At 69.9% G+C, this 16143-nt stretch carries 14 protein-coding genes; 9 read left to right on the top strand and 5 right to left on the bottom strand.

All coding sequences use genetic code 11. The features are described 5' to 3' along the window. Positions 1 to 93: 93 nt before the first annotated feature. On the bottom strand, positions 94 to 1251 hold the full coding sequence (locus ACSQ2B_RS01495) for an N-acetylmuramoyl-L-alanine amidase family protein (RefSeq protein ID WP_436046715.1): 1158 nt from the start codon (positions 1249 to 1251) through the stop codon (positions 94 to 96). A gap of 452 nt (positions 1252 to 1703) precedes the next feature. Between ACSQ2B_RS01495 and ACSQ2B_RS01490 the strand changes: the two genes are divergently transcribed. From ACSQ2B_RS01490 to ACSQ2B_RS01480, 3 genes are all read left to right on the top strand, one after another. Next, positions 1704 to 4466 (top strand): Rne/Rng family ribonuclease, encoded by a 2763-nt coding sequence (locus ACSQ2B_RS01490; protein ID WP_436046713.1) that lies wholly within the window; start codon positions 1704 to 1706, stop codon positions 4464 to 4466. A gap of 93 nt (positions 4467 to 4559) precedes the next feature. After that, a complete protein-coding gene (locus tag ACSQ2B_RS01485; protein ID WP_436046711.1) occupies positions 4560 to 5966 on the top strand; it encodes a M48 family metalloprotease in 1407 nt (468 codons plus the stop codon). A gap of 52 nt (positions 5967 to 6018) precedes the next feature. Further along, positions 6019 to 6747 (top strand): DsbA family protein, encoded by a 729-nt coding sequence (locus ACSQ2B_RS01480; protein ID WP_436046709.1) that lies wholly within the window; start codon positions 6019 to 6021, stop codon positions 6745 to 6747. 234 nt (positions 6748 to 6981) lie between these two features. On the opposite strand, the gene ACSQ2B_RS01475 is transcribed toward ACSQ2B_RS01480, so the two are convergent. Next, positions 6982 to 7791 (bottom strand): thiazole synthase, encoded by an 810-nt coding sequence (locus ACSQ2B_RS01475; protein WP_436049546.1) that lies wholly within the window; start codon positions 7789 to 7791, stop codon positions 6982 to 6984. Next, positions 7772 to 7972: a sulfur carrier protein ThiS gene (thiS, locus tag ACSQ2B_RS01470; RefSeq protein WP_436046707.1), complete on the bottom strand. Its 201-nt coding sequence runs from the start codon at positions 7970 to 7972 to the stop codon at positions 7772 to 7774. Before thiS ends, ACSQ2B_RS01475 begins: the two co-directional genes overlap by 20 nt. Positions 7973 to 8046: 74 nt before the next feature. Between thiS and aroQ the strand changes: the two genes are divergently transcribed. The 4 genes from aroQ to aat all read left to right on the top strand — a co-directional run bounded on the left by aroQ (position 8047) and on the right by aat (position 11469). Continuing rightward, the gene (gene aroQ / locus ACSQ2B_RS01465; RefSeq protein WP_436046705.1) at positions 8047 to 8547 is read left to right on the top strand and encodes a type II 3-dehydroquinate dehydratase; all 501 of its coding nucleotides are present in this window, start codon (positions 8047 to 8049) and stop codon (positions 8545 to 8547) included. Positions 8548 to 8673: 126 nt separating this feature from the next. Further along, a complete protein-coding gene (gene accB, locus ACSQ2B_RS01460) occupies positions 8674 to 9168 on the top strand; it encodes an acetyl-CoA carboxylase biotin carboxyl carrier protein (protein WP_436046703.1) in 495 nt (164 codons plus the stop codon). 4 nt (positions 9169 to 9172) lie between these two features. Next, a complete protein-coding gene (accC, locus tag ACSQ2B_RS01455) occupies positions 9173 to 10519 on the top strand; it encodes an acetyl-CoA carboxylase biotin carboxylase subunit (protein ID WP_436046702.1) in 1347 nt (448 codons plus the stop codon). 287 nt (positions 10520 to 10806) lie between these two features. Beyond that, positions 10807 to 11469, top strand: coding sequence for a leucyl/phenylalanyl-tRNA--protein transferase (gene aat, locus ACSQ2B_RS01450; protein ID WP_436046701.1), 663 nt, complete (start codon positions 10807 to 10809; stop codon positions 11467 to 11469). On the opposite strand, the gene ACSQ2B_RS01445 is transcribed toward aat, so the two are convergent. Further along, a complete protein-coding gene (locus tag ACSQ2B_RS01445) occupies positions 11409 to 12065 on the bottom strand; it encodes a DUF2155 domain-containing protein (RefSeq protein ID WP_436046699.1) in 657 nt (218 codons plus the stop codon). The two genes, aat and ACSQ2B_RS01445, sit on opposite strands and share 61 nt — an antisense overlap. Before the next feature lie 17 nt (positions 12066 to 12082). After that, entirely contained in the window at positions 12083 to 12484 is a 402-nt protein-coding gene (locus tag ACSQ2B_RS01440; protein ID WP_436046697.1) for an NADH:ubiquinone oxidoreductase subunit NDUFA12, read from the bottom strand. Positions 12485 to 12673: 189 nt separating this feature from the next. Here ACSQ2B_RS01440 and ACSQ2B_RS01435 point away from each other — a divergent pair, with 189 nt between their 5' ends. Beyond that, positions 12674 to 15181, top strand: a complete 2508-nt coding sequence (locus ACSQ2B_RS01435; protein ID WP_436046695.1) for a TSCPD domain-containing protein — start codon at positions 12674 to 12676, stop codon at positions 15179 to 15181. Between the two features lie 80 nt (positions 15182 to 15261). After that, positions 15262 to 16128, top strand: coding sequence for a pentapeptide repeat-containing protein (locus ACSQ2B_RS01430; RefSeq protein ID WP_436046693.1), 867 nt, complete (start codon positions 15262 to 15264; stop codon positions 16126 to 16128). The last annotated feature ends 15 nt before the right edge of the window (positions 16129 to 16143 follow it).

The raw sequence follows: 16143 nt of genomic DNA, 5'->3' as shown, positions 1-16143 counted from the left end.
TCCCACAAGGGGAGAAGGGACACTTCCTTGGCTTTTTGGAGATGTGTGCATCCCATAGCGCTTCGCAGGGGAGGAGCGCAGGAAGCCCTCGCGTCAGCGGGCGGCGATCCGGGTGCTTTCAGCGAAATAGTCGTCGATGGCGGCGGCGACCCCTTCGACCAGCTCGGCGCGCTGGTGCGGGTCGCGCAGGCGCTGTTCGTCCTGGGCGTTGGAGAGGAAGCCCATCTCCAGCAGCACCGCCGGGACGTCGGGGGCGAGCAGGACCATGAAGCCGGCGCTGCGATGGCTGCGACGCAACAGGGGGGCGCGGCCGTCGAGCTTGCCGACCAGGCTTTCGGCGAAGGTCGCCGAGCGGTTCTTGGTGGCCCGTTGGGTGAGGTCGAACAGAATGTCGCTGACCCCGGGATCGGAGGTCAGGCTGGCGCGCATGAACCAGTCGTCGGCCTTCACGAAGCGGGTCGCCCGGGCGAAGGCCTTGTCGGACAGGGTGTAGACGCTGACGCCGCGCAGGCCGGGCTCGGCCGCGGAATCCGAGTGCAGGGAGATGAACAGGTCGGCGTCGGAGCGCTGGGCCACGCGCACCCGGTCCTCCAGCGGCACATAGACGTCGGCCTCGCGGGTCATCACCACCTTGTAACGGCCGGTCCGCTCGAGCTGGGCCTTCAGCGCCAGGGCGGCGACGAGGTTGATGTCCTTCTCCAGGCCCATCGCCCCGCGGGCGCCGGGGTCGTTCCCGCCATGGCCGGCGTCGATCACCACCACCTTCTTCAACGGCAGGGGCGCGCGCAGCCGGACGGCCGTCGGCGCGGCCGCCTTGGTCGGGCGGACCGGGGCCGCCTCCAGCGGCGCGATGTCGACGACGTAGCGATAGTGGTCGATCCCGTCGGCGGGCGGCAGCAGGAAGCGGCGCTTGATGCGCCCGTCGGCGGACAGGTCGATGCGCAGCCGCGCCCCGCCGGCCGTCTGGTCGGCGACCCAGGCCTTCACCAGGCCGACGCCCGCGCCTTGCGTCCCCTCGGTGGCGGCGCCCTGCAGCACCAGCACCACGCGCCGGTCGTCGGCGCCGTCGGCGATCACCTTGCCGGTGGCCGCATGGTCGAGATCGATGACGATTCGCGTTTGCGTCGCGTCCCCGCCGAGACGGATCTTGAGCAGGCCGGCGCTCACCGTGGCGGCGTGGGAGGCGGCGACCGCGGCCAGGCCGAGCACGGCTGCGGCCGCGATCAGCAGACCGCGCCGCCTCCCGCCCACGAATTGCCTCACTCGCCTGAACATCGCCGCAAACCTAGTCCGGTCGCAGATGGATAGAAGACATCATTTAGACGCAGGGGCGTAGCCAATCGGTTAATAAGACCTTTCCGACCGGCTTCCGTTCGGAACGCTTCCAATTTGCAGCTCAGTGTTGCACTGTGCGCCCGCGTGACGAGCCGCCCCGGCTTCGAGCAGGGCGAAGTTGCGCGCTAGCCGGCGTCGGCGACGGCCCCCCCTCTGAAATGTGGGTCGGCCACGACGCATCCTCCGTTCCGCGCCCGTCTGGGTGCGCCAGGGAACACATCCGATGAGCTGCGCAGCTCAAGCCTTCGTCGGCCTAAACGCCGCCCGGGACGCCGAATTCGGCGTCGTCCGCGGCTCAGCGCGCGCTCGTCCCACAAGCCGGCTGCGCGGGGCTGAAACGCCCGCCGCGCGCCGTGGAGATTCGATTTATGACAAAGACGATGTTGATCGACGCCGCTCACGCAGAAGAGACGCGTGTGGTGGTGGTCGACGGGAACCGCGTTGAAGACTTCGATTTCGAAAGCCAGAACAGAAAGCAGCTCCGGGGCAATATCTATCTCGCCAAGGTGACGCGGGTCGAGCCTTCGCTCCAGGCCGCCTTCATCGAATACGGCGGCAACCGGCACGGCTTCCTGGCCTTCAACGAAATCCACCCGGACTACTATCAGATCCCGCTCGCCGACCGCGAAGCCCTGCTGCGCGAAGAGGCCGAGGACGAGGACGACCACCACGAGCCGCGCGGCCGCGCGGCGGCGTCCGACGACGAGGATGACGACGACTCGAGCGCCGTCTCCGAGGACGACGACGACGTCATGGAAGAAGAAGTCGCCCGGCGTCGCCGGCGGCTGATGCGCAAGTACAAGATCCAGGAAGTGATCCGCCGCCGGCAGATCATGCTGGTTCAGGTCGTCAAGGAAGAGCGCGGCAACAAGGGCGCGGCGCTCACCACCTATCTGTCGCTGGCCGGTCGTTACGGCGTCCTGATGCCCAACACCGCCCGCGGCGGCGGCATCAGCCGCAAGATCACCGCGATCACCGACCGCAAGCGTCTGAAGACCATCGTCCAGGGCCTCGACGTGCCCCAGGGCATGGGGCTGATCGTGCGGACCGCCGGCGCCAAGCGCACCAAGGCGGAGATCAAGCGCGACTACGAGTATCTGCTGCGGCTGTGGGAGAACATCCGCGAGCGGACCCTTCACTCGATCGCGCCGGCGCTGATCTACGAGGAAGAAGACCTCGTCAAACGCGCCATCCGCGATCTCTACGACAAGGACATCGATCAGGTCTTCGTCGAGGGCGACGCCGGCTTCCGCGAAGCGCGCGACTTCATGCGCATGCTGATGCCGAGCCAGGCCAAGAAGGTGCAGCTGTACCGCGAGCCGACGCCGCTCTTCGTCAAGCACAAGGTGGAAGACCACCTGTCGCAGATCTATACGCCGGTCGTGCCGCTGCGCTCCGGCGGCTATCTGGTGATCAACCAGACCGAGGCGCTGGTCGCCGTCGACGTGAACTCCGGCCGCTCCACCCGCGAGCGGAACATCGAAGCCACGGCGCTGAAGACCAATATGGAGGCCGCCGAAGAAACGGCCCGCCAGCTGCGCCTGCGCGACCTGGCCGGCCTGATCGTCATCGACTTCATCGACATGGACGAGTCCAAGAACAACCGGGCCGTCGAGAAGAAGCTGAAGGACGCCCTCAAGGACGATCGCGCCCGGGTGCAGATGGGCAAGATCAGCCCGTTCGGCCTGATGGAGATCAGCCGCCAGCGCCGCCGCACCGGCGTGCTGGAGGGCACCACCCACGTCTGCGAACATTGCGCCGGCACCGGCCGGGTGCGCTCGGTCGAATCGAGCGCTCTGGCGGCCCTGCGGTCGATGGAGATCGAGGCGCTGAAGGGCGGCGGCGAAGCCACCCTCACCGTGCCGCGCGCCGTCGGCCTCTACATCCTCAATGAGAAGCGCGCCCATCTGGCGCGGCTGCACCAGACGCTCGGCCTCTATGTCACCATCGTCATCGATGACGAGATGGCCCATGCCGACTGCCTGATCGAGCGCACGGCGACCGAGACCCGCGCCGAGCACGCTGCGCCGCTGCTGGCGGCGACGCCGGCCGCCCTGCCCTCGGCGGAAGACGCCTACGACGACGAAGTCGAGTTCGACGAAGAAGAGGACGAAGACGAGGTCGAGCTCGAAGACGAGGACGAAGACGAAGAGGACGAAGACGAGGCTCTGGAAGCCGCCGAGGCCCGCCCGCAGGGCGAGCGCGGCGTCGCCCGTGCGCCGGGCGAGGAAGCCCAGCAGGACGGCGAAGGCGGTCGACGCCGTCGTCGGCGTCGGCGTCGGCGCGGCGAAGACGGCCGCGAGGTGCGCGAGGTCCGCGACGCGGGCGAAGAGCGCCCGCCGGTCCCGGCCGAGGCCCAGCAGGACGACGAGGACGGCGGCTTCGGCAGCCGGCGTCGTCGCCGCGGCCGCAGAGGTGGTCGCCGGATGCGCGACGACGGGCGTCCGCAGGACGTCTACGCCTGGACCCGTCCCTGGGTGCCCTACGGCGAGGATCCGTTCGTCTGGTTCGACCCGGCCGAGGACCTGAAGCGCGCCGCCGCCCCGCAGCCGGCCAACGACTCGCGGCCGCCGCGCCCCGAGCCCGCTCCGACGGCGATCGCCGCCGAAGCGGTGCAGGCGCCTGCGCCTTCGCTCGCCCGGCCCGCGCCGTCTTCTGACGAGGACATCTGGGTCGAGCTGCCCGCCGTCGAGGACAAGCCGAAGCGTGCGCGCCGCAGCCGTGGCCGCAGCCGGGGCGAAGCCGCCGCCGAGACGAGCCCCGAGCCCGCAATCGTGGACGCGGTGGCGGAGGCCCAGCTGCAGCCTGAGCCGGTGATCGTTGAACCGGTCGAGGCTCCGGTCGTCGCCGAGGAGGCCCCGCCGGCCAAGAAGCCGCGCAGCCGCAGCCGGAAGGCCAAGGTTGAGCCTGTCGCGGCTGAGTCGGTCGAAGCGGCTCCGGTCGAGGCCCCGCCGGCCGCCGAGCCCGTGGTCGAGGCGCCCGCGCCCCGACCGGCGCCAGTAATGGCCGAGCCTGTGATGGCCGAAGCCGCCGCGGAACCCGCTCCGGCCCCTGCGCCGCGCGAGCCCGATCCGTCCGAGATCACGTCTCCCCCGCCGGCCCCGCGCCGCGGCTGGTGGCGGCGGGGTTAGGTCTTGAGCTTCTCCGGCCCGGGTGGTTTCACCCGGGCCGGAAACGCTTTAGGCTTGGATGAGCTTTCGGGGGACGGCTAAAGAGAGTTGCGCATGGTCGCCCCAGCCCGGTCCGTCTCCCGTCTCGTTCTCGCGGCGCTGCTCACCGCGAGTCTGGTCATCCGGCCCGGCGTAGCCGCCGCGCAGGACGACCGCGAGACCCTGATCCGCGACACTGAGATCGAAGAGATCCTGCACAAGGACGCCGAGCCGATCCTCAAGGCTGCGGGCATCGACCCCAAGACCGTCCAGATCGCCCTCATCGGCTCCAAGGACCTGAACGCCTTCGCCGCGCCGCGGCTGATGGGCATCAACACCGGTCTGATCCTTGAGACCAAGAATCCCAACGAGCTGCAGGGCGTCATCGCCCACGAAGTCGGCCACCTCGCGGCGGGCCACAGCGCCCGCTCGGGCGAGATGAGCCGCGCCGGCATGCGCCCCTTCCTGCTGACCATGGGCCTGGGCGTGCTGGCGGCGCTCGCCGGTTCCGGCGACGCGGCGGTCGGGCTGATGGGCAGCGCCGGCTACTTCGGGACCCTGGGCGCCATGGGCTACAGCCGCGAGCAGGAATCCCGCGCCGACCAGGCCGGCGCCACCCTCCTTGAAAAGGCAGGGCTGTCCGGAAGGGGTCTGGCCGACTTCTTCGACAACTTCCGCTATCAGGAGGTGTTCGACGAGGCCCGGCGCTACGCCTATTTCCGCAGCCACCCGCTCTCGTCCGACCGGATCGACGCCCTGCGCATGCGGGTCGAGCACCAGGCGCACTACACTGAGACCGACAGCGCCACGGGGATGGCCGAGCACGCCATCATGAAGGCCAAGCTCGACGGCTTCATCAATCCGCAGACCGCGATCGTGAAGTACGCCGAGACCGACAAGAGCTATCCGGCCCGCTACGCCCGTTCGATCGCCTATTACCAGCTGAAGGAGCCGGACAAGGCCCTGAAGCTGATCGACGCCCTGCTGCAGGAGCAGCCGAACAACCCCTACCTCTGGGAGCTGAAGGGCCAGATCCTGTTCGAGTTCGGCCGCGCCAAGGAAGCCGAGGAGCCCCAGCGGCGCTCTGTGCAGCTGAAGCCGGACGCGCCGCTGCTGCACGTCAACCTCGGCCAGACCCTGATCGCACTGGACGACAACGCCAAGGTCGACGAGGGCATCGCCGAGCTGAAGAAGTCGCTGACCGAGGAACAGGACAACGCCGAGGCCTGGCGCCTGCTCGCCCAGGGCTATGACAAGCGCGGCAAGGAGGGTCTCGCCCGACTGTCGACGGCGGAATACCAGTTCAACATCGGCGACATGACCCAGGCGCGCATCTTCGCCATGCGCGCGCGCGAGAAGCTGCCGAAGAACACCCCCGACTGGCGGCGCGCGACCGACATCGTCCTGGTCTCCAAGCCGAGCAAGGACGACCTGCAGCAGCTGGCCCGCGAGGGCGCGATCTCGCAGGCCCAGGTTCACTGAATAGCCCGGCTCCGGGCTGGCTATCGGGCCTGACGCAGCCTATTTCAGGCGTATGAAGATCGTCCTCGGCGCTGCTCTGGCGCTTACCGCCGCCCTGGCTCTTTCCGGCTGTCAGAAATCCAACGACGAGGCCTTCGGCAAGCGCGTGCACGCCTATCTGATGGAACACCCCGAGGTGATCCGTGAGGCCGCCGACAAGCTTCAGGAAAAGGACCGGGCCGCGCAGGCCAAGGCCTCGAGCGACGCGCTCGGCAAGTTCCGCAGCCAGCTGGAGCGCGATCCGCGCGACTTCGTCGCCAATCCCAACGGCCGGATCACCGTCGTCGAGTTCTTCGACTACCGCTGCAGCTACTGCAAGATCGCCGCGCCCCAGATCCTCCAGCTGATCCGCGAGAACCCTGACGTCCGCTTCGTCTTCAAGGAGTTCCCGATTTTCGGCGACGTCTCTGAAACCGCGGCCAAGCTCGCCCTGACCCCGCAGGTCAAGGCCAAGGGGCTCGAGGTCCACCAGGGCTGGATGGCCGAGAAGGCGCTGACCGAGGACGCTCTCGATCGCCACATGCAGGCCGCCGGGGTCGATCCCGCCGCGGCCCGCAAGGCCGCCGAAGACCCGGCCATCGCCCGCCAGATCCTCGACACCCGCGCGCTCGCCACCGGGCTTCACCTGGAGGGCACACCGGCCTTCGTCATCGGCGACAAGCTCGTGCCGGGGGCTGACCTGGCCGCGGTCAGGGCCGCCATCACCGTCGCCAAGGCGGGCAAGCTGAAGCCCGTCGGCTAGCCCCTTCCCGGTTCAGGTGGAATCATCTGAACCGGGCTAAAAGGGTCTATCTTCAAGAGTTTAGAGCGTGACGGCCGCCGCAACCGGCATCCACTTGCGGCTGTCACGCTCTAGACCCTGTCCCACCTGACTTGAGGCAAGTCAGGTGGGGCGAACAGGGTCGTCGCTTCTTAGTGAGAGCCCTTCTCGTCCACTCGCGTTGATTCAACGCGAGTGGGAAGGGCTCTAGTCGATCTAGATCAACCCCGACAGCGGCGAGGAGGCGTCGGCGTACAGGCGCTTGGGCATGCGGCCGGCGAGATAGGCGTCGCGGCCGGCGATCACGGCGTGTTTCATCGCCCGCGCCATGCGGATCGGGTCGCGCGCCTCGGCGATGGCGGTGTTCATCAGCACGGCGTCGCAACCGATCTCCATGGCCAGCGCGGCATCGGAGGCCGTGCCGACGCCGGCGTCGACCAGCACCGGCACCTTCGACTGTTCGATGATCAGGCCGAGGTTGAGGAAGTTCTGGATCCCCCGCCCCGAGCCGATCGGCGCGGCCGCCGGCATGATGGCCGCCGCCCCGGCCTCTTCCAGCTTCTGGGCGTAGACCGGATCGTCCGAGCAATAGACCATCACCTGGAAGCCGTCGGCGACCAGCATCTTCAGCGCCCGCAGCGTCTCCTCCATGTCGGGGAGCAGGTGTTTGGTGTTGGACAGCACCTCGAGCTTCACCAGGTCCCAGCCGCCGGCCTCGCGCGCCAGGCGCAGGGTGCGGACCGCGTCCTCCCCCGTAAAGCAGCCCGCGGTGTTGGGAAGAAAGGTGAAGCGGTCGGGCTTCACATAGTCGACCAGCATCGGCTGGCTGGGGTCGGACAGGTTCACCCGCCGCAGCGCCACGGTGACGATCTCGGCGCCCGCGGCCTCGGCCGCCGCCGCGTTCTGGGCGTAATCCTTGTACTTGCCGGTGCCGACGATCAGGCGTGACCGAAACGTACGGCCCGCGACCGACCAGGTGTCTTCTGGGCTTTGGGATCCGTCCACGTCAGCCGCCTCCAATGAAATGCACGATTTCGATGCGGTCGCCGTCTTCCAGCGACGTCCTCTCGTACGCCGAACGCGGCACGATCTCCAGGTTCCGCTCGACCGCCACCTTGCGTCCGTCGAGGCCAAGCGCCGCCACCAGGGACGCGACATCGGTCACGCCTGCAAGGCTTCGGGTCTCTCCGTTGACGGTCAAGTTCATGGGCGCATCCTCCGGCGCGCTTGTGACCCCTGCCGAGCCCCGGTACAAGACCGCGGAATCGACGGCGGAGCCCAATGTCGAAACCGATCTATGTGCTGAGCGGTCCCAATCTCAACCTCTTGGGCGCGCGAGAGCCGGAGATTTATGGACGCGAGACGCTGGAGGACGTGCGCCTCCGGTGCGAAGCGCGCGCGAAAGCGCTCGGCCGCGAACTCGTGTTCCGCCAATCCAACCATGAGGGCGAGTTGATCGACTGGATCCAGGAGGCCCGCCAGCAGGCCTGCGCGATCGTCATCAACCCCGCGGGCTACGGCCACACCTCGGTGGCCATCCTCGACGCCCTGAAGGCCGCCGAGCTGCCGGTGGTCGAGTGCCACCTGTCCAATCCGGCGGCGCGCGAAGACTTCCGGCGGCACACCTATGTCTCGCTCGCCGCGACGGGCGTCGTCTCCGGCTTCGGCGCCGCGAGCTATGAACTGGCTGTCGAGGCGGCCGCGGGGCTAGTGTCCCGATCCCGAAGTTCGCAAGCGCCCCCGGCGGGCTCCGACGAACTTCGGGATCGAGAAGGACACTAGCAAGCCTATGTTTCGAATGTGCTTTTTGGATCTGAAGTTCGCACGGACGCACGCCCACGCGTTGACGAACTTCAGATCCAGCACACTCGCCCGCTGAGCCCTCGAAAAGAAAGCAAGGACGAACGAATGGCTAATGGTCCCAAGGCTCCTGCCGATCCGATCGACGCGCGCCTGGTGCGCAAGCTGGCCGACATCCTCACCGAGACCGGCCTGTCCGAGATCGAGGTGGAGCACGCGGGGCTGAAGATCCGCGTGGCCAAGACCCTGACGGCCGCGCCCCTCGTCCAGTACGCCGCCGATCCGCCGCCTGCGCCGGTCGCCGCGGCCGCGGCGGCCCCCGCCGCGCCGGCCCCGGCCGCCGCCCCCGCAGCGCCGACGCGCGCAGCCGGCGACGTGGTCAAATCGCCGATGGTCGGCACCGTCTACCTGCAGCCGCAGCCGGGCGCCGATCCCTTCGTCAAGGTCGGCGACACGGTCACCACCGGCCAGACCCTGTTCATCGTCGAAGCGATGAAGACCATGAACCCGATCCCGGCGCCCAAGGGCGGCCGCGTTGTCGAGATCCTGATCGCTGACGCCCAGCCCGTCGAGTTCGGCGAGCTTCTCGCCGTCATCGAGTAGGACGATGTTCGACAAGATCCTCATCGCCAACCGCGGCGAAATCGCGCTGCGGGTGCACCGGGCCTGCAAGGAGATGGGCATCTCCACCGTGGCCGTGCACTCGGAGGCCGATTCCGGCGCCATGTGGGTGCGGCTGGCCGACGAGAGCGTCTGCATCGGGCCGGCCCCCGCGGCCAAGAGCTACCTGAACATCCCCTCGATCATCGCCGCAGCGGAGATCACCGGCGCCCAGGCCATCCACCCGGGCTACGGCTTCCTGTCGGAGAACGCCCGGTTCGCCGAGATCGTCCAGGCCCACGGCTTCACCTTCATCGGTCCCAAGCCCGAGCACATCAAGCTGATGGGCGACAAGATCACCGCCAAGCAGGCGGTGAAGGACGCCGGCATCCCCGTGGTGCCCGGCTCCAACGGCGGGGTCACGACCGAGGAGGAGGCGCTCGACGCCGCGCGCGAGATCGGCTTTCCGGTGCTCATCAAGGCGGCCGCCGGCGGCGGCGGCCGGGGCATGAAGGTGGCCCAGACCGAGGACGACCTGGTCGAGGCGGTGCAGACCGCCCGCGCCGAGGCCAAGGCCGCCTTCGGCGACGACGCGGTCTATCTCGAACGCTATCTGCAGACGCCGCGGCACATCGAGCTGCAGGTGATCGCCGACAGCTTCGGCAACGTCTGCCACCTGGGCGAACGCGACTGCTCGCTGCAGCGCCGCCACCAGAAGGTGCTGGAGGAAGCCCCCTCCCCGGTCATCAACGCGGCCGACCGCGCCAAGATCGGCAAGGTGGTGGTCGATGCGGTCAAGGCCATCGGCTACCTCGGCGTCGGCACCATCGAGTTCCTCTACGAGAACGGCGAGTTCTTCTTCATCGAGATGAACACCCGTCTGCAGGTGGAGCATCCGGTGACGGAAGCGATCACCGGCATCGATCTGGTGCGCGAGCAGATCCGCATCGCCGCCGGCCTGCCGCTGTCGTTCGGCCAGGACGAGGTGATCTTCGAAGGCCACGCCATCGAGTGCCGGATCAACGCCGAGAACGCCAAGACCTTCGCCCCCTCGCCGGGCCTGGTCACCGACTTCCACGCCCCCGGCGGCCTGGGCGTCCGGCTCGATTCCGCCCTCTACGCCGGCTATACGATCCCGCCCTACTACGACAGCCTGGTGGGCAAGCTGATCGTCCATGGCCGCGACCGGGCCGAATGCATCGCCCGGATGAACCGCTGCCTGGGCGAGATCGTCGTCGCCGGCATCGACACCAACATCGCCCTCTTCCAGGAACTGCTGGCCAACCCGGACATCATCCGGGGCGACTACAATATCCACTGGCTGGAAAACTGGATGAAGGCGCAGGCGGCGTAGATTTCGCCTCCCCTGCGCAGGGCTAGGCGATTCACAGGTCGGCGCGGGAGCCTGCATAGAGGCCGAACGCCCCCTCACCCGCTTCGCGGGAGCTCCCCCGCGTTGCGGTGGAGCATCTACGGCCCAGATCCTCCACCGCAACGCGGGGGAGGTGGATCGCCGAAGGCGAGACGGAGGGGGCGTTGCGGCATTTGCGCCCCCTGCGCAGCTGTGTGAATGCCGTAGCTGCCCCCCGTCACCCCACCATCCGCTTTCCGGAAGCCGAGCGCCCCCGCTAAACTCCCGCCATGGACCACTTCGGCGCCCGCGAGCTCCTGGACTGCTACGCCCGCGGCGTGTTTCCGATGGCGGACGCGCGGGAGGACGTGCGGGTCTTCCTGATCGATCCGGAGCGGCGGGGCGTGATCCCGCTGGACCGTTTTCACATTCCCCGCCGGTTGGCCCGCACGGTGCGCGCGGAGCCCTTCGAGATCCGCACCGACAGCGCATTTGCCCAGGTGGTGGCCGCCTGCGCCGAGATCGCGCCGGATCGCACCGAGACCTGGATCAACGGCCCGATTGAGCGGCTCTACAGCCAGCTGCATGAGCTGGGTCACGCCCATAGCGTCGAGTGCTGGCTGGACGGCGAACTGGTGGGCGGCCTCTACGGGGTGGCGCTGAAGGGCGCCTTCTTCGGCGAGAGCATGTTCTCACGCCGGACCGACGCCTCGAAGGTGGCGCTGGTGCATCTGGTCGCCCGGCTGATCGCCGGAGGCTTCGAGCTGCTGGACACCCAGTTCCTCACCGAGCACCTGGCGCGATTTGGGGCCGAGGAGATCCCCAGGCAGGAGTATCGGACGCGGCTGGCGAAGGCTCTGCGCGTCCCAACCGGCTCGGAGGGGGCCGAGTTTCAGCGGCTGGCGACCGCCGGGGGCGCCGCCGCCCTGCAGTTGATCACCCAGGCGTCGTAGACCGGATGCTCCAACGGATGCAGCCCCGGCGACGAGGCGTACATCCAGCCCTTGAACACCTGCCGCGCCGGCGGCGTCGCGTGGCCAGCCTCGGCGCGGGGCTGGGAGTCGATCGTCAGATAGGCGATGGAATCCTCCACCGCCTCTTCCGGAGTCGAGCGCTCGCAGGCGCGCACGGTGAAGATCAGGCCCTTGTAGCGCACCGGCCTGCCGACAGGCGCCTCGAACACCAGGGTCTCTGCGGTGATCTTGTCGAGCGCCTCCAGCACGGCCACGTCGTAGCGCGCCCGCCGCAGCGGCGCGGGCGGCTTGTCCGGCGCCGGCGCGGCCGCCGGCGGAGTCGCGGGCGTGATCTCTTTCTCGGAGATCGACGGGACGACCACGGGCGCGGGCGTCGGAACTTCCTGCGGCGGCGCCTCCTCGGGCTCCGCGGGGCCGTCGACGCCCTGGGGCGGCGCGGCCTGGCCCGGCGCGGGCGCGCTGGGGACAGCGGGGATCGGCTGGGCCGAGACCAGGCCCGCGGCCGCCATGGCGACGACGCCGGTCAGCCAGACGCCGCGTCGGGCAGTTCTGGCGAGAGCGGTGGGGCGGGTCATCGGCGGCCTCCCGGACCCTATTCGGGCTTCCAGGCCTCGTAGTCGCCGGTCGCCTTCTGGCGTTCGCCGCCGCGGCCGATCGCGCCCTTCGGCTTGTAGGCGTGGATCGTGCCCGTCAGGTTCGGCTGGTAGTCCTTTTCCCACGACCGGCGCAGCAGCGGCTCGGTCGTCGGCGGCTCGGCGAAGGTGTGGTGCAGCCAGCCGTGCCATTCCGGCGGGACCTTGGAGGCCTCGGCGTAGCCGTTGAAAATCACCCAGCGCCGCTTGTGGTTGTCGTAGCTGTCGCTGGTGTCCTTGGCCTCGTAATAGCGGGACCCGAACTCGTCCTGGCCCACGAACACGCCGCGCTTGGCGATGGTGAAGTGGATGCCGGCGGTGGCGCCGTTCCACCAGGTGAAGATCGTCTTCAGGAGCGACACGGGGACTCTTGCGGGCTGTTTCGGGGAGGGCCGATGCGGCGCGACTATAGGCGGACGGCCCCCGAGCGTCCAGCGCCGCTCAGCCGGCTCCCGAATGCAAGATGTTGGGGATGAATGGTCGCGCGCCCACCATATCTATTGCTCGCGAACTGTGGAGCCGCCTAATCTTTCGCGATCGGGAGTCGCGTAATGGGCCACCAAGTTCCGCCGGGCGGAATCGAAGAGCGGGAGCTGGAGCTCGAGGACCGTGTCGTGACGGCGCGGGCGCCCTGCGGCTGGACCGACGCGCGGGTCGAGGCCTGGATCGATTGGGCCGGCGGCGAGACCGACCTTGCCGCCGCCGTCGGCGAGTTCGCCGAGACCCTCACCCGCCGCGCCCTGGCCAAGGGCCTGGTCAAGGACGTCGCCGAGCGGACGGAATTCCGCGACGCGCTGAGCGCCGCCATGCTGAGCGGCGCCGTCGCCATCGGCGGCGCGCCCCAGAGCCGGGCGCCGGCCGTCCTCGACGTCGACGGACAGGTCCGGGACCGAGCCAACGCGCCGCAGGCGCTGCGCGAGCTGGTCGCCGGGTTCCGTGGCGAACAGGCCGCCGCGGCGGCCGCCGCCGAACTCGGCGCGCGCCTGCAGGCGGTGATGGACGCCGTGCTCCGTTGCGAGGGCGAGGCCGCGGCCTGCGCCGATCCGGCCCGCAACCCGGGCCTCGCCCGGGCCGCCCACGCCGCGCGTCAGGCCGGGGCGTCCGCCGCCACGGTGCTCGAGGCGATCTCCCTGGCGAGGGCTGGCGAGGTCGAGTGGCGGGTCTCTCCGCCGCCGGTCGCGCCGGAGTCCGTGCGCCTGGTGCTCGCCGCCCCGCCCGAGGCCCTCGAGGGGGAGGTGGCTCGGGCGGCGGCGCTCGCCGCCCACGCCACGGGCTCGATCGTGCTCGCGCCGTCGCGCGCCGCCGCTGAAGCCATGGCGGACTCGCCACGGGCCGTGCGGGGCGGCGTCGACCTGATGGCCTTCTGGTCAAACGACGGCTTCGACATCGCCGGCTTTGAAGCCGCCGTCGTGCTGCTCGCCCAGGCCCTGGCCGCGGCGAGCGGCGGGCCTGCGCATCTCGGCCTGGCGGGCGTCGGCGACTGGCTGGCGGCGCACGGGCTCGACTACGACAGCGAGGCCGGCCGCGAGACCGCCCGCGAGCTCTACCTCGCCGCCGCCGCCGCCGTGCGCGCCTGCGGCGCGCCGCTGAAGGGGGGCGTGGCCGCCTTTACGGATCCTGAGCTGTCGCTGCGCCTTGGCGGCGGCGACCTCGCCGTCGCGCCCTTCGCCGGCGCCGTCACCCTGGCGCAGACGTCGGACGGCGCGACCGTGCGGGTCCTCTCAGACGCCGCGATCCGCGGATTCGCGATGCTTGGCCTCGACGCCGCCGAGTTGCGCGGTCAGTTGCTGGGCCGCGGCGAGCTTCGCGACGCCCCGGGCGTCGACCATCGCGCGCTGACCGCGCGCGGCTTCACCGGCCATGAGATCGCCGCGGCCGAGACGGTCCTGTCCCTGGTCCCGCGCCTGGCCGACGCCTTTTCGCCGGCGGTGATCGGCGAGGGCTTCGTGCGCGACGTCCTGGGCGCCACCGCCGAACAGCTGGCCGATCCGTCCCTGGACGTGCTGGCGCTCGCCGGTTTCGGCGAGGACGAGATCGCCGCGGCGCAGACCTATGCGCTCGGCTGCGGCGGGGTGTGGGACGCCCACGACCTAAGGCCCGACCAGGCCCGCGTCTTCCGCACCGCCGAGGACATGGGCGAAGGGCCGCGGGTCGCCATGCTGCAGGCTATCGACCCGGCCCTGGCCGCGCCGGCCCTGCTCGAGCGCATGCTGCCCTGGGACGCCGATCTGGCGGCGGTCCGCGACGCCCTGGCCTGCCCGATCCCCGTGCGGGTCCGCCGCGCGCCGGCCCCGCTCGGGCTCGAGCTCGACCTCCCGGCCCTCACCGAAGCGCCCAGGCCCGCCGTCGCGCGCGAAGCCCCGCCGCCTCCGCTGGAAGAGCGGGTGGTGGAGCGGATCGTCGAGCGCGACCGCACCCGGCGCAAACTGCCTGACCGCCGCAAGGGCTATATCCAGAAGGCCGGCGTCGGCGGCCACAAGGTCTATCTGCATACCGGCGAGTACGACGACGGCGAGCTCGGCGAGATCTTCATCGACATGCACAAGGAAGGCGCCGCCTTCCGCTCGCTGATGAACAACTTCGCCATCGCGGTCTCGATCGGCCTGCAGTACGGCGTGCCGCTCGACGAATTCGTCGACGCCTTTGTCTTCACCCGCTTCGAACCGGCCGGCGAGGTCACCGGCAACGACTCGGTGAAGTCGGCGACCTCGATCCTCGACTACATCTTCCGCGAGCTGGGCATCTCCTATCTGCGCCGCGACGACCTCGCCAACTCCGACCCCGGCGAACTGAACGCCGACGGCCTGGGCGGCGGGAGCGGCGAAACCGGACTGGACGCGCCGCAGCCGGCCAGCCGCTTCATCTCCCGCGGCTTCTCGCGCGGGGCGGCGCCCGACAACCTGGTCTTCCTGCCGGTGGTCAACCGCCCGGGCGCCTACGAGGCCGCCGAGGTCTGCGCGGCCTGCGGCGACATCGCCGTGGTGCGCAAGGGCCAGGCGATGATCTGCCAGACCTGCGGGACCCGCGCAGCCCGCACCAGCGAAGACCAGACCGGCTAAGCACTTCAAAATTACTGCGAATTAAGTGGCGCCGCAGGCCTGGCGGCATCAGATGGTGAGCCTGTGGCAGGATTTCTCATTTGAAGCTTTTCCTTCTGGCCAGCGTTGCAGCCCTCATCGCGGCCGCCCTCCCCGGCGGCGCCCTGGCGGGCGATAAGACGGTGGTCGCCCGGCGGGACGCCTTCGGCGGCGCCTGTCCGAAATGCGAGCTTTCCGGACGCAAGCTGGCCGGCGCGCACTTCATGGGCGCGAACTTCTCCGGCGCCGTGCTGATCGGCTCCGACCTCCGGCAGGCGCGGTTCCTGGGCTCGGTCTTCGTCGGCGCGGACCTGTCGCGGGCCGATCTTTCCGGCGCGAGCTTCCTGGGCGCGAACTTCTCCGGCGCCAACCTGTCCCGCGCACGGCTGCGGGGGGCCGCAGCCCATGGGGTGAGCTTCGCCGGGGCCAACCTCGCCGGCGCCGATCTCGAGGGCGCCGAGGCCATGGGGGCCAATTTCACCGGCGCCTCCCTGAAAGGGACCGACCTGGAGGGCGCGGCGCTGACGGGCGCGATATTCAGCCGCAGCGACGCGCGCGGCGCGGACTTCGATGGGGCGGAAATGCGCGGCGCGATGCTCAACGCCGGCCGCTTCGACAAGGCTTCGTTCCACGGCGCGGACCTGGGAAGCGCCAGCTTCGCCGGCGCGAGCTTCGACGGGGCGGATTTCGAAGGCGCCGATCTCGACCACGCCATCCTCGCCGGCGCCGACCTCTCGCGCGCCCGCGGCCTGGATCAGGACCAGCTCGACGAGGCCTGCGCCGATGGCCGCACCCGCCTCCCGCCAGGCCTGAACGCAAGGATCTGCGCGGCGCGGCTGATGATCCATGTGCGCCCGCCGCTGCCGCCAGCGCCGCCCGTGCCGCCTGGCCCGCCGCCCGCGCCGCGTTTCCTGGTGGCGGAGCCTTGATGAACGCCTCTCCCC

Source organism: Phenylobacterium sp. LjRoot225 (assembly GCF_964252855.1).
Classification (GTDB): Bacteria; Pseudomonadota; Alphaproteobacteria; order Caulobacterales; family Caulobacteraceae; genus Phenylobacterium.
The sequence above is the reverse complement of the archived record's forward strand: the minus strand, read 5'-3'. Positions and strand labels throughout refer to the sequence as shown.